We start from the raw sequence: 19859 nt of genomic DNA on the forward strand, positions 1-19859 counted from the left end.
GTTCTTAATAAAAAAACAACTGACAATTAAATCTGCCATTTATTGTTGTTATGCTCGAAAAAGCCTATAAGCCCATCAATAATGACTTTGGAATTATCGAGGCGGCTTTTTCTCACTTTATTATTTATTTCTATGTAATTCTGTCGACTCACTTATATTATTTTTCTAAAGCTAATACATCATCATAGCCTTTTTCTCTAGCTATATCAAATACGGTCTTCTTTTTCTTATTTACAACTGTAGTGTCTGCTCCTTTCTCTATTAAAAGTTTTACGAGTGATGTATTTCCATTTTCAATAGCAGTCAATATTAAATTTACAGCTTCTTTGCTATTATCTTTATCATTTGAAGTCATATCATTTTCCATATAATTATCAATAATAGCTTTAGTATTTACATCAGCACCTTTATCTATTAAATATTCTGCTATTTTTGTATCATTATTATTAACTGTAGCAGCTAATAAAGAAAATGGTATATTTCTATAATCTGTATATTTCATTGTAGGATCAATGCCTTTTTCAACTAAATATTTCACTACATCAAAACGTTCACGTCTAATAGCATTAACAATAAAAGGCTCTCCTCTATCATTAACTTTGTCTATATTAGCACCATTTTCTACAAGTGTTTTAAATATTTCAAAATTATTATAATATAAACTTCTGTCTAATATAGTAAAATTTCCTTCCTCGGGATCTGAATAAACAATATTGGGATTTGCTCCAGAATTTAATAGAACTTTAACTAATTCTAAACTATTATTAGCATTAACAGCATAAAATAAAGAATCTGCAGATATATTACCTCTTGAATCTAATTCTCTTGCATTAACATCAGCATTATGATTTATAAGTTCTATAGCTAGTTTTACATATCCGTTAATTGAGGCATTCATTAAAGGAGTAAGACCCATAAAATCTTTTTGATTGACATCAGCACCATAAGATATTAATTCAATAGCTTTTTCTTCTGTAGGATAATAATCAATAGCAAACTTTATAGGTGTTTGATCTGTATATTTTGACTGCCATTCATCTAAAGAGGCTTTATCTTTTATGAGATTAAAATCTGCAATAGCTTGTGAATATTTTTCAGCTGATGAAGCACTATAATAAATATTAGTGGCATATCCTTCATACTCTTTTGTATTGGTTTCTAGTGTATTGGTATTAATTGCAGAAGTTAATTTATTTGTATTAACGGCATTAGTATTTGCAGTTACTTCTGCATTATCGGTTTTTTTAGAATTACAGCTTATTATACTGATTAATATTAAAGCCATTATAATTATTTTTTCATAAAACACTCCTTAATCATTATTGTTTGCTATAATATCACAATTAAATATAAAAGTAAAGAAAACATTAATTACCACTATATCGTATATTATAAATTAATAAAAAATATATTGACACAGTATACTGCTATAGTGTATAATCAAAAAAATAATATTGGGTTAAAAAGAGGTTTATGATGAAAGTATTATGTATTATTATATTTATTATTAGTTCGTGCATTTCTTATGCTCAAGTGAGTGATGATTTTAAAAATTTAGCGGCAACAAATAAAGAATCAGCATTATACAAATCAGTAATATCAGAAAATATTGATGAATTTAAATATGTAATTGAAAATATTGAAAACAATAAAGAATATATAACTTACTCTATAACAAACATTGAAACATGGACATGGTATAACTATATACCTAATTTAAGCACTAATAGTTTCTCTAATTTCGTAAAAGTTTTATTAGATAATGGAATGGATATTAACGAATCTGGAAAAAATCTTATACTTGATGTAAGTAAGTCCTACAATTCACATCGTAAACCTAAATTCGGATCAAGTGAAATTATAGGAGTTCCAGATAGTAAATATAAAATTGAAACACTTATAAATCTAGGAGCAAATATTAATATACAAGATAATGACGGAAATGGTATACTTCACTATATACTTTCTAGAGATAATATAGGAACAGAAGAATATGATATTTTTGAAATGCTTATAAAAAACGGAATCAATATTAATTTACAAAATAATGATGGAGATACTGCACTTCATAAAATTTCATATAAAAAAAATAATGATTATAGAGATATTAATATGGAAAAAAAAGTTATATCTCTTTTTATAGAAAATAATGCAGATAAAAACATAAAAAATAATAACGGGAAAAAAGCGTATCCCGGAGAATTTATATATAATATAAAATTAATTTTTAGTAAAATATTTAATATACTATATTATATTTTTCTAATTGCAATTATAATTATAGTTTCTATATCGTATTTTATATTAGATGTAATATCAGGATTTATTGAAAATATAGCTGGATTTTTCAGATAATTGATTTTTATGCTGATTAAAATTATATATACCTAAACAAATATACTTTGTCAAAAAATAGTTTTTATATTTTTATTATTTTCGGGGACTAGCCCCCGAACCCCCAGTTCTTTTATTGATATAAGGCACAGCCCGCCTTCGGCGAGAACCAAAAAAACTGCATTTATGGTCTAAATTTAGGTTATATCCTATATTTAATAAGTATATATTTAATATAAAGTTCTAGTAATTGCGTTTTTCGCGTAGCGTATCCGAAAGATAAAAACTTTTTTGTGCGGCAAAAAAGTTTATAATTTTACATAAAGTGCATCGATTGACAAACTTAAAAATTTTCAGTATATATTATTATTTTTTAATAGAACTAAAATTATGATATAAATTTTTTATATCATAATTTTTCTATTTTTTCTATACTAAGTCCTGTTAATTCGCTTATAAGATTTAAATCCATATTTTTATTTTTCATATTTCTGGCTAGAGAATATTTTTCTTGTTCTATACCCTCTTTAATACCTTCTTCTTTTCCTTCTACTCTTCCTAATCTTCTTTCCTCTTCTAGCATTATTTGATTGCCATAAAGATATGCTTGTCTTTTATCATATTCATTCATCATTAATCTATCTTTAATAAAGTTATTATATCTTCTTTGTACTTCTTCCATTATAGGTTTCTCTTTTACTAATTCTGACATTATAACCTCCTTATTATCATTATCTTTCATAGTAAAAAATTTAAGCCAACAATTTAAATCATATTCTAATGAATCATATTTGAATTTTTTCAATTCTATTATATGTATTTGTAAATGGTCAGTAAGTAATCTTTTATTATTGGTGTCATAAATCATATAACAAGAATGTATAGAATCATTATCATCTAAATTAAAATTAAGCAAATTGATACTAATTACTGGAGTTAGAGCATCATATTTTTCGCCTTGTTTCAAAAGTTTACTATAATTAGAAGCCCAATAATATAATATTCTTTCTGGAAATCTTGAATTACCTTGTAATTGTATTTCTATAATAACAACTGTTCCATTTTGTGTAATGCATTTTACATCTGTAATAGTTTCTTTATCTTCGTAATTCTCTTTATAGTTAAATGGGGTCAATATTTCTACAGATCTAAAAGTTTTCATTCCAGAATCAAGCATTATTGAATTAATAAAGTCTAATAATATTGCTTCACTGCCTTTATCAGAGAAAAGATATCTCACAAAGTAATCATTTAAAACATTAAAATTATTATTTGATCTCAATTCCATAAAATTATTATAATGAAATATTTATACTTTGTCAAATAGTATCAATTAAACATATATTAAAAAATATATCTAGTTTATGGATATTCTAGTATTTAATTTTGAAAAAAGTATATAATAATATTATGAACAAATATGCATCTCCAATATATCAATACAAAGGAAGAGTTAATTTAATAATCTCTTTAATATCTGCTTTAATAAATTTAACAGCATTACTAAATATAAACAATTTTAATTTAATAACATTTAATGCGGTATATTTATTCGGTTTCTTTTCAGTATTTATGTTTATCAATTCCCGTACAGTTTATTCTAATATTTTCAAAAATTACAAGAAAGAAATAAAAAATAAAACTATATTTTCTTTTATTGGTTTTGTTATATCATTAATTTTATATATATTGATTACAAAAATTGTTTTTAATAAAGCAGTAGTATTTAGATATGCTCTTCTTCTTATTATTAATTTTATCTCTATCATACTAGCTAATACAGTATATTTTATATTAGAAAAACTTTTTATAAATGAATATAAACATTTATTTAACATTAAATGCATTTCAAATATATTATTAATATCATTTGTATATGCATCAATTTTTATAACATTATATTTATTTTATGAATATAAATACATTATTATTTTATTAAGTATATCAAACTCATTGCTATCATCTGCAATGCTATCAGTTTTTAATATAATGTTATCGAAGTTTATGAATCCTTGGAGCAGGTTTATATTTGTAAATGCTAGTTATATAATATCTTTTGTTTTATCTTTAATAATATCTTCTATTATAATAACGATTTTCTTTACATTTAAAATAAAAATCTTTATTATAATTTCTATAATAATATTATTGTCATTTATAATTTCTCTTTTATTAGCCCATTATATAAAAGCATATTCATATTTATAATAGTTATAAATAAATTTAGTATATTTCATACTAATTTAAAATTCAAAACATAATGTTATTTTTATAAGAAAGTATATAGAATAAAATCATAATAATATTAATTTACCATAATTAAATATCATGGATTATTTTTTTTATTTTTTTGTTTATCAAGATCTTTATTATATATAAACATCAAAATGATAATAAAAATCAAAAAAAATAATAGACAATATAATATTTTTGATATAAATATCAAAATCCAAATTTATCAATTCAGTTATTGCATTCATACCAAATATCATAGGGACTGATATAGTTATAAAAAATAAAGTTACAGATAAAGCCCCAAATATAGATACTTCTTTATTATATAATTGTGCTATTGATGCAATTATTACAATAATGTCCAGAATTATTATATACCAAGAATGAGATAAAAAACTAAAAATTATATTATTATCAGATTTTTTATTAGAATTAAAAAATTTATTACTAATTTCATTTAAAGTAACATATATATCGTCAATTAAATTATAATCATTTATTATAGATTTTTTTAATTCTATTAAATATTTTTTATCATCATAACCAATATTATCATTTTTTAATAATGAATCAATCTTTTCTAGATTCTCTAATTTATTCCTATTTTTTATATACTTTGAAAAATAAAAAGTACTATCTAAAATTAACAATGCAAATATAGATACTAAAACTATAAATAATATGATTACAATTTTATGAAATGGTTTTAAATTACTAGCAGTCATAAATGATACTATAATATCTGTTAACTTATCCATATTAATAGTATATATTAAATAAATATAATAAAAACCAATTATAGTTCATAAACTCATAAAAAATGTGGAATATTGTTAAATTTTGATTATTTAATTAGTAAAAAATAGATTTCATTATAAAATTCAAATTTGATTAAAGAACAAAAATATATTATACTAACCCTAAAATTTATAAACGGATAACTATATGCAGGAAACATTTTTTGGAAGCGAAAAAGAAGAAAATCAAAAACTCACTCCTATGATGAGGCAGTACAAAGAAATAAAAGATAAATATAGTGACAGTATTCTTCTTTTTAGAATGGGCGATTTTTACGAGGTATTTTTCGATGATGCAAAAATAGTGTCCGATATATTGGGGCTTACACTTACAAAGAGAGCTAATGTTCCTATGGCTGGAGTTCCTTATCATACTATAGATAATTATTTATCAAGATTAGTTAAATCAGGAATGAAGATTGCTATATGCGATCAAATGGAAGATCCTAAAACAGCAAAAGGTATAGTAAAAAGAGAGGTTACTCAGGTTATAACTCCGGGCACAATTTCAGAAAATAAATACCTTGAATCAAAAAGTAATAATTATTTAGCTTCTGTAATAGTGTCAAAAAGTGAGAAAAATGCAGCTTTATCTATATGCGATATTTCTACAGGCGAACTTTATGCCACAGAAATAAATTCTAATTTAGAAAATCATAATGAAGCTTTAAAAGAAATTATTAATGAACTTACAGAAGAAATTATAAGATTCTCTCCTAAAGAGATTATGACTATAGAATCCGTTTCTGAAAGTATTATTATAAAAGAAATTCAAAATAAATTTAATAATATATTCTATAGCACTACTCCAAATTATACGGCAGAATATTCTTATGCATATAAAACTCTAACAAATCATTTTAAAACAGTATCATTAAAAAGTTTCGGTATAGAAGAAAAGCCTCTTTTAATATCATTATTAGGATCAACTATATTCTATATACAGGAACTTTCAAAAACTTCTCTTGAGCATATTTCAAATATTAAGCTATATAATAGAAGAGATTCTATGACTTTGGATTATGCTACAATAGCAAGTTTGGAAATATTAGAAACTATAAGAAATGATAATAATAAAATGACATTGTTCGACACCATAGACAGAACAAAAACTTCTATGGGAGCAAGATATTTAAAAAGAATAATCGTAGAGCCATTATTAAATATAGAAGAAATAAATAAAAGACTTAATAATGTAGAGTTTTTCTATAAAAATCAAAAGTTTATGTATAAAATAAGAGATTTGCTTCAAGATATTGGTGATATAGAAAGACTAGCATCAAAATTGGCACTTGGAAGGATTAATCCGAAGGAATTAGTATCATTAAAAAGATTTTTAGTAGGTTCTCTTGAAGTTGTAACAGAACTTGCTATGAATAACTTTGAAGATGTGAACTTTGAAGAAGTCAATGATATAAAAATAATAACTGATTTAATAGAACGTGCAATATTAGAAGACCCAAAGGTTGTTATAAATGAAGGCGATATTATAAAAGATGATTATGATGAAACATTAAAAAAATATAATGAAGCTAGAAGAGAAGGCAGATCTTGGATAGCCGAGCTTGAACATAACTATAAATTAGATACAGGAATAAATAATCTTAAAATAAGATATAATAATGTTATAGGTTATTATGTAGAGGTAACAAAATCAAATGTTTCTTCAGTACCTAGTGATTTTATAAAAAGACAGACATTAATAGGAAGCGAAAGATATACCACAAGCAAATTGATGGAATATGAAACTATTATAAATGAAGCTAATGAAAAAAGCTATGCTTTAGAATATGATATATTTATTGAAGTAAGAAATAAAACTAATGAATATTTAAACTCAATACTCAAAATGGCAAGAGTAATTTCTATAATAGATGTTTATTCTTCACTTGCATGCCTAGCTAAAGAAGATAATTATATAAAACCTATAATAACAGATGACGGCATAATAGATATAAAAGATGGAAGACACCCTGTTGTAGAAGTTAATCTAAAAACAGAAAGCTTCATTCCAAATGACACATATTTAGATAATAAAAATGAACATATGCTTATAATCACAGGCCCTAATATGAGCGGTAAAAGTACATATTTAAGACAAACAGCTTTGATAGTATTACTTGCTCAAATAGGTTCATTCGTTCCAGCATCAAGTGCAAAAATTTCTATAGTTGATAGAATCTTTACACGTGTTGGTGCTAGCGATAATATAGCAAGAGGCGAAAGTACATTCTTAGTAGAAATGAATGAAACAGCATACATTCTAAATCATTGTACGGATAAAAGTCTTGTTATAATGGATGAGATAGGAAGAGGTACTTCAACTTATGACGGACTTTCTATTGCTTGGGCTATAGTAGAATATTTAGTTCATGAAGAAAATAAAAAAGCTAAAACTCTATTCGCTACGCATTATCATGAACTTACTATGCTTGAAGATTTGGAAGGTGTAAAAAACTATAAAGTATTAGTTGAAGAATACAAAGATGAAATAATATTTATGAAAAAAGTTACTGAAGGAGCAGCTAAATCTAGTTATGGTATATATGCTGCAAAAATAGCAGGTGCTCCTAATAAAGTTATAAAAAGAGCCACTGAAATATTAAAAAGACTTGAAGCCGATGCGAGTGTTCAGGTAGAAAATATAGAATTAAATACTCAAAAATCAAAAGATATACTTCCGCTTTATGATGAGCCTAAAATAATAGAAAAAGAAAGCGAAATAGAAAAAGAGATAAAAGATTTGAATATTAATACAATAACTCCTCTTGATGCTATGAATTTAATTAATAAATGGAAAAGCATGATATAAAAATATCATATTGATTTTACCCATTTTTTATATAAATTTAATTTTAAGAGGTTGCAAGCCGAAATTATAGTATAATAATGAGGTGTACAATGACTGAACAATATTACTACAAATCAACAACTGAAAGAGAATTTGACTGTGTGAAAGATGATGAAAGGTTGATAGAAACTTTATCTGATAAAGGCTATACTGTTTATGCCATTGCACAAAAATCTAATCAATTAATACCATATCATGAACATCCTTCCGAAGAAATGGTAATAGTATTAAGCGGTAAAGTAAGATATATAGTAGAAGAAGAAATCGTGGATTTAGAAGAAGGCGATATTATAAGAGTAAGACCGCATTCTGTGCATTCCATGATAGGAATTTCTGAAAATGGAATATCTAATTTACTTTTAGTATTTATTTAATCTTTTATAAATTAATAGTAAAAAATAAATTTGTGTAATATAATCTAAAATTATGTTACACTAAAAATTTTCAGTATATACCTAAACAACTATATTTTGCCAATTTTATTTTTTATATTGTTATTATTTTCGGGGACTAGTCCTCGAACCCCCAGTTCTTTTATTGGTATAAGGTACAGCCCGCCTCACGAAGTGTGCCTACGGCAGGCGAGAACCAAAATAACTACATTTTTAGTCCAAATTTAGGATATATCCTATATTTAATAAGTATTTTTCAAATATAAAGTTCTAGCAATTGCGTTTTCGCGAAGCGTGCCGACGAAGTCCACCTGCGGTGGTGGCAGCTACTTTGACGAAGTCCGACAAAAAAGTAGATAACATTTATATAAAGTGCATCGGCTGACAAACTTAAAAATTTTTGGTATATACCAAATATATTTCAAATGTAAAAATTGAAATGGATTATTTTTAATATAAAAGTATTAATTAAAAAATTTAATACAAATACTAAATTACTTGAAATCTTTATAAAGCATACTAGGCTGAACATCTGTATTATTCTGGTATTTGCTGCTTGTATATTCTTCATATTCGCCGTCTATTGTATGATAATAAAGCTGAGCTATTTCTACTTCAGGATATATTATTATAGGCTTTATACAGAAAATTTCTAAAGTCCAATAACCAGAAAATCCAACATCGCCAAAACCAGCAGTAATATGAATAAATATTCCAAGTCTTCCTATAGATGATCTGCCCTCTATCATAGGTACATATTTTTTTGTACTTGTATACTCTAAAGTTCTGCCTAAGTATAATTCATTAGGTTTTAATTCATAACCGCTTTTAGGTATTATTATTTCCTCTGCTTCATTTTGTTTTTTCATATCAAGAATTTTATCTTTATATACTAAAAGTTTATTATGAAGTTTTACATTATAGCTATTAGAATTCAATTGTTTTCTATTAAATGGTTCTATTATTATATCTTTTCCTAGATTTTTTTCTATTTCAAGCCCTGACAAAATCATTTATTTATTATTCCTGCAATTTATTTTAGTTTTAAATTATTTCACTTTATTTTTCGGTATTATTATAGTATAATTTATCGAGTAAAATAAAATGATGGGAGTTATTAAATGCTATCTATAAATTATAAAAATGTATTAGGATTTTTACAAGAGCATGAATTAGAATATCTCGCAGAACATGCTAAACATGCAAATGAACTTCTTGAAAACAAAAAAGGTGCAGGTAATGATTTTTTGGGTTGGGTTAATTTACCAACTGAAGCTTTAAAAATGGTCAAAGAAATCGATGAATTAGCTAAAGAAATAAGAGAAAATGCTGAAGTTTTAGTATCTGTTGGTATAGGCGGTTCATATTTAGGAGGAAAAGCAGTAATTGAATCATTTTTAAATCCTTTCTCTCAAGCAAAAAAAGGAAATACTCAGGTTGTATATGCCGGACATAATATGAACGGAGAATATTTCAAACATTTGCTAGACTATTTAGAGGGAAAAGACTTCTATATTAATGTTATATCAAAAAGCGGTACTACAACAGAGCCTGCTATAGCTTTCAGAATGTTAAAAGAATATGCTGAAAAAAGATACGGCAAAGACGGAGCAGCTAAAAGAATAATAGCTACTACTGATAAGGCTAAAGGAGCTTTAAAAACTTTATCTACTGAAAATAAATATAGAACTTTTGTTATACCTGATGATGTAGGAGGAAGATATTCTGTACTTACTCCTGTAGGACTTATACCTATAGCTGTTTCTGGAATAAATATAGAAGAGTTTGTTAAAGGATTCGATTCTATGGCAAAAATAACTAAAGAAATGGATTATAAGAAAAATCCTTCTATGTTATATGCTATGATTAGAAATGCTCTTTATGCAAAAGGTTACAGCACTGAAATAATGGTTAACTATATACCTAGAATGCATTATATCTCTGAATGGTGGAAACAACTATACGGAGAAAGCGAAGGTAAAGATAAAAAAGGTATATTCCCTGCTTCTGTTGATTTCTCTACTGACTTACACTCTTTAGGTCAATTCATACAAGACGGAAAAAGAGGATTATTTGAAACTGTTATAAGAGTTGATAAAGAAGATATTGACTTAAAAATGAAAAAAGAAGATTCTGATTTAGACGGACTTAATTATTTAGATGGAAAAACTTTACATGAAATAAATAAATCTGCATTAGAAGCTACAGTTCTTGCCCATGTTGATGGAGGAGTACCAAATATTATAATAGATTTAGATAAAATAACTCCATTCACTATTGGAGAGCTTTTGTACTTCTTTGAAAAAGCATGCGGAATATCCGGACATATACTTGGAGTTAATCCATTCGATCAGCCTGGCGTAGAGGCATACAAGAAAAATATGTTTGCTATGCTTGGTAAAAAAGGTTATGAGGAAATGGGGAAAACTTTGAGAGCAAGATTAGGCAAATAATGAATTAAAAATATTATTAATAAGGCTGATAATAAATAATATTTATTATCAGCTTTAATTTTATATATCTATTATTTTTTTCCTACAACAGAATATATAAAACCTTTTATCTGTTTTTTATCTATTACATCAAATCCATTTTTTAGCATTCGTTTAGATATACCTTCTTTGTTTTCTGTGCGGCAATCTCCGCTTTTCATAATCTTAAATAAAATATTATTATCTATCCAAGCTGCAATTCCTCCCACTCCTGTATCTGATAATATATAAATTCCTCCTTTTATAAGAACTCGATAAACCTCTTTCATAGCCTCATCAGGATACGGATAATGATGAAAACTCTGTATGCATGTTACTATATCAAAAGTATTATCATTAAAAGGAAGTTTATTGGCACTACCTAATATAAATTCAGCATCCTTTATATTTTTAGATTTTGAAATATTTATCATCTCTTCTGATAAATCAAGTCCATAAAATTCTGCAGTAGCTTTATATTTTTTTAGCATATTTATTAAATACCCTGTTCCACAACCTATATCTAAAAGTTTATTATAATCTATATTTTTTAAATATTCTGACACATAATTACAGCTAATTTTTCCGTATTTAGAATAATAAATAGTATCTTTTTCATCATAAATACTAGCTTGCTTATTAAAATGTTCTTTTGATAATTTTTCATAATCTTTCATAAATATTATCCTTGTACGTAAAATGTTAGTATATTCTAACATTTAAAATAATTAAATCAATAATAAACTTTTATTAATATTTTCATATATTTAATTATGTAAAAATAAATTATTTTAAAAAAATACATTATTTCATATTCTTTTTATGATACATTTATTTCTATTTATTGTATAAACTGTTTTATATATCAATAATTTTTAAAGGAAAACACTATGAAAAAAACATTAATACTTATTATTATATCTTTTATATCAATAATATCATGCTCTAATCAATCAGAAAAACAAAATAATAATTCAAATGAAAACAGTCAAAAAATAGTAAAAGAAGGAGAATGGGACATTAATCCTAAACAAATAAATGAAATAGATGAAAATATTAAAAAAATTTTTGATGACACTGTAAAAAATTTATTAGGAGTAAAAAGGGAATTAATGCTTTATCTTGGCAATCAAACACTTAATGGTATAAATTATGCTTTTATTTGCAGAAGTGAAATAACATATCCATCTGCATCGCCTTATTATGAAATTATAGTATGTAATGTATCTCCTTCAAATGAAATATCCGTAGCAAAATTAGAAAAAATCATAGAAAGCAGTCAGAGCAGCGTTGGAGGAATAGTATGCACATCATCTGATGAGGCAAAAATAAATATATTAAATTCTAAAGAAGCAGATGATATCATTAAAATATTCAAAAATGCAGTTAAAGATATTAAAGATATAAAATACACTCAAGAACTTTATACAGCAAGTCAAGTTGTAAAAGGAATTAATTATTATTTCATAGCTGATGCTGAACTTAGTGACGGAACCCATTCAATTAAATTAGTAACAATAAATAATTTTATGGAATCCAGCGAAGTTGTTGAAATAAAAAATATTTTATGATATATATATAATCCAGAATTATGTAAACTCATTATTAAAAATATTATTATTCAATTAACATAACAATGCAGATTTATAATATCCTTAACCGATAATAATCTGTAAGAGGGTATCAACATGAGAAACATAAGATATAAATATTTATTTGTTATTTTATCGGTAGTATTCATTTCTACTTTAGAAAATTTATATAGCCAAATCGCCGTAAATACTTATTCTTTAGAAATTAATACTAACGATATAGAGATAGTAAAGTTTATAAATGGTTATCAGCTCTATTTAAAGAAAAAGCCGAACGTATATGGATACAGAATACAATTAAAAAGACAAGACGGACTTAATTCTTATCTTTATATTGATAATAGCGGCAATACTAACTCTATAGTCAGAATAAGAGAAAGCGATTATCATTATAAACTTGGGGAAGTATTTAAAGTATTCATTCCGCAAAATGTATATTTAGATAGAAGAAACAATAATTCTTCATTCACTTTAAGGGATAATATTACTCTAATTTTAGAGGCTTATAATATTAACAATGAGACTTTAATAAATAATGAAATAATATTAAAGGCAAATAATGCTGAAATTTCAACACCTACTATAACCCTTAGAAATGTTGAAAAAGAAGGCGATCTATATGCATTTTATCTATACTACTCCGGAGGCGATAACGGAGAATATGCATTTTATGTAAGAGAAGGAAGAACAAATACATCATATAAATTAATAGATACTTCTTATGGCAATACAGGAAATTATGACAGCAGCGGTATTGTATTAGAAGATACTTTTAATAGATCATTGGGTAAAAAACTTTATATAAAAGCATATTTTAAACAGCTGCCTGAGGATAGATATTTATCTTTCAATGTATTTAATACTCAGGGTGAAAGCTTTACTTATCCTATAGATTATGTTATAGAAACTACAAATGTACAAAAGGAAGCAGTACCTCCTCAAATGCCTAGCGGAGGAAATGAAGGCCCTGTACAAATAAGACCTAGAGATAGAGTGATAGAAACTTCTACAAATACTATAATAGTAAAAAAAGATGCTGCTCCTCCTGTTAAAGAAAGTAATGAGATAAAAATTTTATCCTCTGCTAATGTTGTTGAAAATCCTGTAGTTAAAAATCCTATGATAGAAAAACCTGCAGTAGAAAACAACATAGCAGAAAATAATTTTAATTATAATTTGGAAGCTATGAATAATTTGAATAATGCGAGCAAATCATTTAATACGCCTAATAATTATGTAAACAATACAGATGAATTAAGTGATAAATTTAGAAGCATTATTGAAAGATATAAAAATGAAGGTGCAATAGATCTAGTTATAGTACTAGATACAACAGAAAGTATGCATCCTTATTTGAAAACCATAAAAAGAGATATAAGAGGTATGATTACAGAATTATTTGATAATCATAAATATTCAAGAGTAGGCTTTTTGCTTTATAGAGATGTAAAAGATACTTACCTCACTAAAAAAATAGATTTCAGCGACAATATTAATTTTATAAATAGAGAAGTTAACTATTTTTATGCTGCAGGTGGCGGAGATAAAGCAGAACCTATGTATGAAGCTTTACAGGAAGCATTAGAAACATTTGATTATATTAATCAAAAAAGATTAGTAATAGTTCTTACAGATGCACCTGCTAAAGTTATTGGAAGAGCTGATTTAGATTTAAATTTAAATACAGCTAAAATGAAGAATGTTACTGTAGAATTTATATTGGCTTCAGAGATAGAAGAGGAAGAAGATTTCTCTGATGATTATTTATACTTCTTAAATTTCTAAATTTGATAAAATCGTTAATGTTGATAATATAATTAAAGCCCTCACCTTGTAATAGGTTTGGGCTTTAATTATATTATTGATTATCAAATTTATTTATAATTTTAATTTGACTTAATTTATATTCAATATTTATTTTTTTAAAAACAAAATATGTTAAAGAAGATACAGTAATTCCAATAAATGCCCCAAATACCACATCGCTAGGATAATGAACTACTAAATAAACTCTTGAAAAACCTATCAATAAAGCAATCAATACAGCTATAAAACTATATTGTTTATTAAAATACAAAAAAACAGGAAAAAGCACAGCAAATGATGCAGTAGTATGGGAAGAAGGACATGAAAATGAAGTTTCAAGATGTTTACCAACAGCAATCCAATATTCATTATAAATAGGATCTGTAAAAGGACGTTCTCTAGCTATTAAAGGTTTTAATATAATAGCTCCTATTAATATAGATATAAACAAACTTACAGCCATATTAATACCGCAAATTCTGGTTCTTTTTATAAATATTAATATAATTGTAAATACCATTAAAGGAATTGATTCTCCTAAATTTGTTATTAATGAAAAAAACAAATCTAATATCTGATAATTATTATGTAAACTATGTGCAAATTCTATTATAGTTTTATCGAATACATTTATTATGTTCATTACTATTCCTCAATTAATTTTTTATAAAACAATTATATCGTAAATATGTAATAAATATTTATTCCTTTTAATAAGGTATATAATAAAGGAAAGGAATTACACTTTCCCTTCCCTATTATAATTTTATATAACTAAATATTTTTTATTTTATTGCTGCATTAAAAATATTGAATTTAGCACTATTCATTAGTTTTTAGAAATTCTTAAAATTTAACTTTTATTTGAAGAATTGATAAGCCTAGTATTATTTGCATTGCATTTTCCATTTAACAAGTCAACAAAAAATAAAGGCATATTTCTAAATATAGTACATCCGCCTTCTTCTATTTTAAATAATCCAAATATGGTTTTTGACTTTCTATCATTCTATCCACCATTTCTTCAATATTCTTACATACATTTACAACAGGATTAGCAAGTATAGCCTGAACTGCATATTCTTTTTTATGATGTATAGCAGCTTCAGCAGTTAAATCGTATACACTTACATAATTTCTTAAAAGTGATAAATAACCTTTAGGTACATTATTTAATTTTACGCCTTTAACTCCGTCTTTACTTATTTCAGCAGGTACTTCAACAGCTATCCAATTAGGTAAATCTTCTATCAATCCGTCATTTAAAATATTTACAGCCTCTTCAACATAACTTTCATTTGTAACTATAGCATTTATTATGCTTGAAGCTCTTTCTTTTACTATCAATTCTATTTTAGGCTCAGCTTTAGAAAGTACAGTTCTATATAATTCATAAAAATCTAATATACCTCTATGATCAACAACATCCCAAGCCCAAGCTATATATTCTCCGAAATGACTATCAACTGTTATAGGCAATAATTTATATTTTTCTAATATCACTTTCAATAATCTTCTGTCAGCCCATATAAATTCACCTTTCAATCTTTCTTCTATAGAATGGTCAAAATTTTCTGTCTTTGAAAATGCATTATTTGCTTTAGCATACTTTAATAAATCACTATACCCTACTTCATGCTCAAAATAACCATGTGCATTTTTTAATACATCAGGATATAAATCCTTTCCTGTTTTTTTATCTTTTATTTCTAATAGACAGCTGAAATGATTGAGGCCTCCTGCTTTAATATCCAATGACTCATAATTCATTCTAAGAATTTTAGGAAGCCATTTATGAAGCCAGCCTATTTCATGGCATAATCCTATAAATTTAGCATTAGGATAGGCTCTTTTTACAGCTGTACATATAGCAGTCATAGGATTAGAAAAATTAAATATATAAGCATTCGGACATATATCCATAGCATCTTTTACTATATCCAAAATAGGAGGAATGATTCTTAAAGAGTGAAATACTCCTCCAGGTCCTCCATTTTCTCCATAAACCTGATGAATACCGTACTGCATAGGTATTTTCCAATCTTCATCCCATAACTGAAATCTATCCCCTACCTCTATAGAACTTATAATAAAGTCAGCATCTTTAAAAGCTTTCTTTCTATCTGTAAGAGCATCAACTGTAAAATTAAGTTTATTTGATTCTATAAATTCTTTAACATAATCATATACTTTATTTAAAGCATTTGTATTAATATCTAATAATGTAATATGAGAACCTTCCAAAGATTTAGTAGAGAAAATATCTCCAAGCATATCGCATCCGAATTGTGCACTTCCTGCACCCACTAAAACAAATTTAATCATCCTTACACTCCTTATAAACATAATTAATCATTATAATTACTATTATATACAAATAATATTTTAATGTTAATAAAATTTAATAAAAATTATTGATATTAATGAATATTTTTAATTTTTTAGAATATTAAATATATTATATACCAAATTAATGAAAGTTAAAAATGATTATTATATATAAAATCAGAATAAGTCTTTAATCATATTAGGATATTTAATATCATTAATTTTTGATATTCCTGCCTCATTATCAAATTCAGTTATATGTACTTTTATAGGGTCTATTTGCCTTGTAATATATTTTATAACATTAGATGAAACGAATACATCTTTTTTTACATTGATAATTATAAATGGTATTTTAAATCCTCTAGTATGGAATAATTCAACCTGCTCTAAAGATGAATGTATAACATTATAATCATATTCTACAATAGGTATTATATGAATTTCATTTTCTTTTTCTATATCAAGCATTAAATCCATAAAGTTATAATTCTCTTTTATAGGCGAATATAAAGATAATGATTCAAATACCATATAATCATAAATATTATTATTTTCATCTATGAGATCAGTAATATCTCTTTCATCTATTTTTGCATTGATACTATGCAAGGGAGATATATTGCCATTGGTAGCATATGATACAAATATTTCTGAAGCTTTTAAAGAAGTTGTATTTTTTATATACTCAGGGTCAAATAGTTTATTATCTCTTACTTCCATCACAAAAGGTTTATAATAGCATACACTTTTATCAAGCAATTTTAATGATGACACTATATGAGAAGAAATATAAGTCTTACCAACATGACTTTTATCAGATATAATACAAAACAGCTTCATCTATACTACCTTTAAATTAAATGTATTTAACATCCAATTTTACTTTATATTTAACTTTTTCTCCGGCTTTTAATGATATATTTTTGCAGCATACTACAGTAGAATTTTGATAATTCATTTCAAGTTTATCAACGGCATCAGATATAGTAAAGTTAGGCATATATAAGAATACTGTTTCTTCACTAGCTTCCATTAATACATTTATTTTTATATATGATTCATCAGCCATACCAAAAGCTGTGCCTTTATATTCTCCGCAGTCAGACAAATTATTAGAAATTTTCTCATTGCCGCCTATATAATATCTGTCTGTTTCCTGTCCTGCAAGCAATGTTATATTATTTTCTAAAGCATATACAAATTCTATATCTTCATTAGATTTATTTTCTATGATAGACTCAACAGAAAATTTTCCATCATTATTTATTATATATCTTTTTACTAAATGTATATCTTTGCCATTAACTTTTGAAGTCTTTTCAAAAGATACTGTAGCATAATCTTTATTAATAAGATTTTCCAAAACATCATAATGAAGATTATAAAAATCTGCATTTTCTTCATATTTTAATAATTGGAATTCTTCAGCAGTAGGCATTTTATTTAGGAAGTGGTCAACTCCGAATACTTTTTCATTTTTATCGAATACCAAATATTTAGCAATCTTTTCATCAACTTTTTTTGCTATTTCATGTATTGATACATGTTCATTATCTTCCTGTTTATTATTAGAATTTCTTACAGCAGCTATATGATAAGCTTCTTCTCTTCTTCTAAGACAGTCTATTAAATTGATAGGATTACCTTTTTTCAAATCCCATTCTATTATAGATCCGCTTAAAGTATGGAAAACTAATCCTGCATTTTCACAGGAAATCATAATCTCCTCTCTTCCGTCCATATCAAAATCTAAACTATGACTTAAGAAATATTTTCTTCCATAAACTTTTTCTAAAGATATAGAAGTAGCTTTAATTAAATTAGCATAAGTAGCATGTCTCAAATTATTTAAATAAAGTCCTCCGAATGTACCATGCCAATAAGGACAATTACATTGACCTTTTAATAAATAACTCAAAGCCTCTTCTTTTTCTTTATAATTAGATTCTGTAATTTCTCCTATCATATTTGAGGTGAATATCATTCTTTTATTCATTCTATTGCTTTCAGAATATTTACTGAAATAATTTCTCCAGAAACCGCCTCTCATAAATCTGCTTATAATCTCATTATCTTCAGATTTTTTTAGTTCTTCCTGTTTTGTATGGAATTCATCTTGTACCTTAGCAGGTAAAACCCAAGTAAGCATTTCTTCATAAGAGCCTGTAGGTATATAAATTCTAGATATAGGAGGATGCTTCTCCATATATTCACTATATGTAGTAGTGATAATAGTATCTTTTTCTTTTGTGAGGGCATCAAAAAACTTTTCAAGCCATTTATCTTCATATACCCATTTTTGAGTACCAGGCCAATCTCCGTATTTTTCTCCGTCATCATGAAGAACTACAACTCTGTCTCCTTCTTCTGTAGCTATTGATTTTAAATATTCAATAGACTTTTCAACATCTCTGAATGGTATCAAATAGCGAAGCTCCTGAGATATTGGAAATATATTCAATTTATAATTTTCATTATCAGTTATAAAATAACCGAACATATTTTTAGTATCTACACCTGTAGTTAAAAACTGAGAATCATCGAGCATTATATATTTTATTCCATTCATAGCTAAATTTTTAACTAATGTAGGCTCCCAAACTCTCTCAGCAATCCAAGCACCTTGAGGAGTAATATTAAAATTCTTTTCTATATATGAATTTAATTTTTTTATTTGTATATCTTTATCTTTATCCGGTATTGAAGGCATTATAGGTTCATAAAAACCGCCGCTTTGCATTTCTATTCTTTTCTCTTCTGCAAGTTTTTTCAAAGCCTGAATATGTTCAGGATGATTTTTTTCAAGCCATTCTAATAAACAGCCTGTATAATGGAAATTAAATTTTATATCTTTATATTTTTCTAATATATCTAAAAAAGGCTTATAAGCATTTTTATATGTATTTTCAAATACAAAGTCAAAATTGCCAACCGGCTGATGATTATGGTTACCCAATATTAAATTAATAGTTTTCATGATAATGCCCTGTTTTATTGAAATTTATTACTTATAATTTCGTAATAATAGAAAAATTAATTAACATAATTCT

General features: G+C 25.7%; 16 protein-coding genes. 7 read left to right on the forward strand and 9 right to left on the reverse strand.

Features of this window, described 5'->3' with window-relative positions; translation table 11 throughout:
* Nucleotides 1-157: 157 nt before the first annotated feature.
* On the reverse strand, nt 158-1309 hold the full coding sequence (locus BHYOB78_RS09970) for an ankyrin repeat domain-containing protein (RefSeq protein WP_020064014.1): 1152 nt from the start codon (nt 1307-1309) through the stop codon (nt 158-160).
* A gap of 167 nt (nt 1310-1476) precedes the next feature.
* On the opposite strand from BHYOB78_RS09970, the gene BHYOB78_RS09975 reads away from it, so the two are divergent.
* Nucleotides 1477-2355 (forward strand): ankyrin repeat domain-containing protein, encoded by an 879-nt coding sequence (locus BHYOB78_RS09975; protein WP_020064015.1) that lies wholly within the window; start codon nt 1477-1479, stop codon nt 2353-2355.
* A 388-nt stretch (nt 2356-2743) separates the two neighbouring features.
* On the opposite strand, the gene BHYOB78_RS09980 is transcribed toward BHYOB78_RS09975, so the two are convergent.
* Nucleotides 2744-3622, reverse strand: a complete 879-nt coding sequence (locus BHYOB78_RS09980; RefSeq protein ID WP_020064016.1) for an Rpn family recombination-promoting nuclease/putative transposase — start codon at nt 3620-3622, stop codon at nt 2744-2746.
* A 122-nt stretch (nt 3623-3744) separates the two neighbouring features.
* Here BHYOB78_RS09980 and BHYOB78_RS09985 point away from each other — a divergent pair, with 122 nt between their 5' ends.
* Nucleotides 3745-4542, forward strand: a complete 798-nt coding sequence (locus BHYOB78_RS09985; protein WP_012670659.1) for a hypothetical protein — start codon at nt 3745-3747, stop codon at nt 4540-4542.
* Between the two features lie 161 nt (nt 4543-4703).
* Here BHYOB78_RS09985 and BHYOB78_RS09990 read toward each other — a convergent pair whose 3' ends face one another.
* A complete protein-coding gene (locus BHYOB78_RS09990; RefSeq protein ID WP_020064018.1) occupies nt 4704-5327 on the reverse strand; it encodes a hypothetical protein in 624 nt (207 codons plus the stop codon).
* A 187-nt stretch (nt 5328-5514) separates the two neighbouring features.
* Between BHYOB78_RS09990 and mutS the strand changes: the two genes are divergently transcribed.
* Both mutS and BHYOB78_RS10000 read left to right on the forward strand, forming a co-directional pair.
* Nucleotides 5515-8178, forward strand: coding sequence for a DNA mismatch repair protein MutS (mutS, locus tag BHYOB78_RS09995; protein ID WP_020064019.1), 2664 nt, complete (start codon nt 5515-5517; stop codon nt 8176-8178).
* Between the two features lie 89 nt (nt 8179-8267).
* Entirely contained in the window at nt 8268-8591 is a 324-nt protein-coding gene (locus BHYOB78_RS10000) for a cupin domain-containing protein (RefSeq protein ID WP_008723089.1), read from the forward strand.
* 512 nt (nt 8592-9103) lie between these two features.
* Here BHYOB78_RS10000 and dcd read toward each other — a convergent pair.
* A complete protein-coding gene (gene dcd / locus BHYOB78_RS10005; RefSeq protein WP_020064020.1) occupies nt 9104-9622 on the reverse strand; it encodes a dCTP deaminase in 519 nt (172 codons plus the stop codon).
* A gap of 108 nt (nt 9623-9730) precedes the next feature.
* On the opposite strand from dcd, the gene BHYOB78_RS10010 reads away from it, so the two are divergent.
* Nucleotides 9731-11062 carry a glucose-6-phosphate isomerase gene (locus BHYOB78_RS10010; protein ID WP_020064021.1) on the forward strand — a complete coding sequence of 444 codons (1332 nt, stop codon included), beginning with the start codon at nt 9731-9733 and terminating at the stop codon, nt 11060-11062.
* A gap of 71 nt (nt 11063-11133) precedes the next feature.
* Here the strand turns inward: BHYOB78_RS10010 and BHYOB78_RS10015 are convergent, their stop codons facing one another.
* Nucleotides 11134-11757: a class I SAM-dependent methyltransferase gene (locus BHYOB78_RS10015; protein WP_012670665.1), complete on the reverse strand. Its 624-nt coding sequence runs from the start codon at nt 11755-11757 to the stop codon at nt 11134-11136.
* Between the two features lie 213 nt (nt 11758-11970).
* Here BHYOB78_RS10015 and BHYOB78_RS10020 point away from each other — a divergent pair, with 213 nt between their 5' ends.
* Nucleotides 11971-12651 (forward strand): hypothetical protein, encoded by a 681-nt coding sequence (locus BHYOB78_RS10020; RefSeq protein ID WP_020064022.1) that lies wholly within the window; start codon nt 11971-11973, stop codon nt 12649-12651.
* A gap of 117 nt (nt 12652-12768) precedes the next feature.
* Nucleotides 12769-14457 (forward strand): vWA domain-containing protein, encoded by a 1689-nt coding sequence (locus BHYOB78_RS10025; RefSeq protein ID WP_020064023.1) that lies wholly within the window; start codon nt 12769-12771, stop codon nt 14455-14457.
* Between the two features lie 73 nt (nt 14458-14530).
* Here BHYOB78_RS10025 and BHYOB78_RS10030 read toward each other — a convergent pair whose 3' ends face one another.
* The 4 genes from BHYOB78_RS10030 to BHYOB78_RS10045 all read right to left on the reverse strand — a co-directional run bounded on the left by BHYOB78_RS10030 (nt 14531) and on the right by BHYOB78_RS10045 (nt 19786).
* The gene (locus tag BHYOB78_RS10030; RefSeq protein ID WP_020064024.1) at nt 14531-15121 is read right to left on the reverse strand and encodes a phosphatase PAP2 family protein; all 591 of its coding nucleotides are present in this window, start codon (nt 15119-15121) and stop codon (nt 14531-14533) included.
* A 323-nt stretch (nt 15122-15444) separates the two neighbouring features.
* Nucleotides 15445-16803 carry a family 4 glycosyl hydrolase gene (locus BHYOB78_RS10035; RefSeq protein ID WP_020064025.1) on the reverse strand — a complete coding sequence of 453 codons (1359 nt, stop codon included), beginning with the start codon at nt 16801-16803 and terminating at the stop codon, nt 15445-15447.
* Between the two features lie 180 nt (nt 16804-16983).
* Entirely contained in the window at nt 16984-17649 is a 666-nt protein-coding gene (locus tag BHYOB78_RS10040; protein WP_020064026.1) for an AAA family ATPase, read from the reverse strand.
* A gap of 16 nt (nt 17650-17665) precedes the next feature.
* The gene (locus tag BHYOB78_RS10045; protein ID WP_012670671.1) at nt 17666-19786 is read right to left on the reverse strand and encodes an alpha-amylase/4-alpha-glucanotransferase domain-containing protein; all 2121 of its coding nucleotides are present in this window, start codon (nt 19784-19786) and stop codon (nt 17666-17668) included.
* Nucleotides 19787-19859 lie beyond the last annotated feature (73 nt).

It is taken from the genome of Brachyspira hyodysenteriae ATCC 27164 (genome assembly GCF_001676785.2).
GTDB lineage: Bacteria > Spirochaetota > Brachyspiria > Brachyspirales > Brachyspiraceae > Brachyspira > Brachyspira hyodysenteriae.

Excerpts from the sequence above, each read along its gene's own strand:
- BHYOB78_RS09975 (WP_020064015.1), top strand. The coding sequence starts at position 1,477 with ATGAAAGTATTATGTATTATTATATTTATTATTAGTTCGTGCATTTCT.
- BHYOB78_RS09980 (WP_020064016.1), bottom strand. The coding sequence starts at position 3,622 with ATGGAATTGAGATCAAATAATAATTTTAATGTTTTAAATGATTACTTT.
- BHYOB78_RS09985 (WP_012670659.1), top strand. The coding sequence starts at position 3,745 with ATGAACAAATATGCATCTCCAATATATCAATACAAAGGAAGAGTTAAT.
- BHYOB78_RS09990 (WP_020064018.1), bottom strand. The coding sequence starts at position 5,327 with ATGGATAAGTTAACAGATATTATAGTATCATTTATGACTGCTAGTAAT.
- mutS (WP_020064019.1), top strand. The coding sequence starts at position 5,515 with ATGCAGGAAACATTTTTTGGAAGCGAAAAAGAAGAAAATCAAAAACTC.
- BHYOB78_RS10000 (WP_008723089.1), top strand. The coding sequence starts at position 8,268 with ATGACTGAACAATATTACTACAAATCAACAACTGAAAGAGAATTTGAC.
- dcd (WP_020064020.1), bottom strand. The coding sequence starts at position 9,622 with ATGATTTTGTCAGGGCTTGAAATAGAAAAAAATCTAGGAAAAGATATA.
- BHYOB78_RS10010 (WP_020064021.1), top strand. The coding sequence starts at position 9,731 with ATGCTATCTATAAATTATAAAAATGTATTAGGATTTTTACAAGAGCAT.
- BHYOB78_RS10015 (WP_012670665.1), bottom strand. The coding sequence starts at position 11,757 with ATGAAAGATTATGAAAAATTATCAAAAGAACATTTTAATAAGCAAGCT.
- BHYOB78_RS10020 (WP_020064022.1), top strand. The coding sequence starts at position 11,971 with ATGAAAAAAACATTAATACTTATTATTATATCTTTTATATCAATAATA.
- BHYOB78_RS10025 (WP_020064023.1), top strand. The coding sequence starts at position 12,769 with ATGAGAAACATAAGATATAAATATTTATTTGTTATTTTATCGGTAGTA.
- BHYOB78_RS10030 (WP_020064024.1), bottom strand. The coding sequence starts at position 15,121 with ATGAACATAATAAATGTATTCGATAAAACTATAATAGAATTTGCACAT.
- BHYOB78_RS10035 (WP_020064025.1), bottom strand. The coding sequence starts at position 16,803 with ATGATTAAATTTGTTTTAGTGGGTGCAGGAAGTGCACAATTCGGATGC.
- BHYOB78_RS10040 (WP_020064026.1), bottom strand. The coding sequence starts at position 17,649 with ATGAAGCTGTTTTGTATTATATCTGATAAAAGTCATGTTGGTAAGACT.
- BHYOB78_RS10045 (WP_012670671.1), bottom strand. The coding sequence starts at position 19,786 with ATGAAAACTATTAATTTAATATTGGGTAACCATAATCATCAGCCGGTT.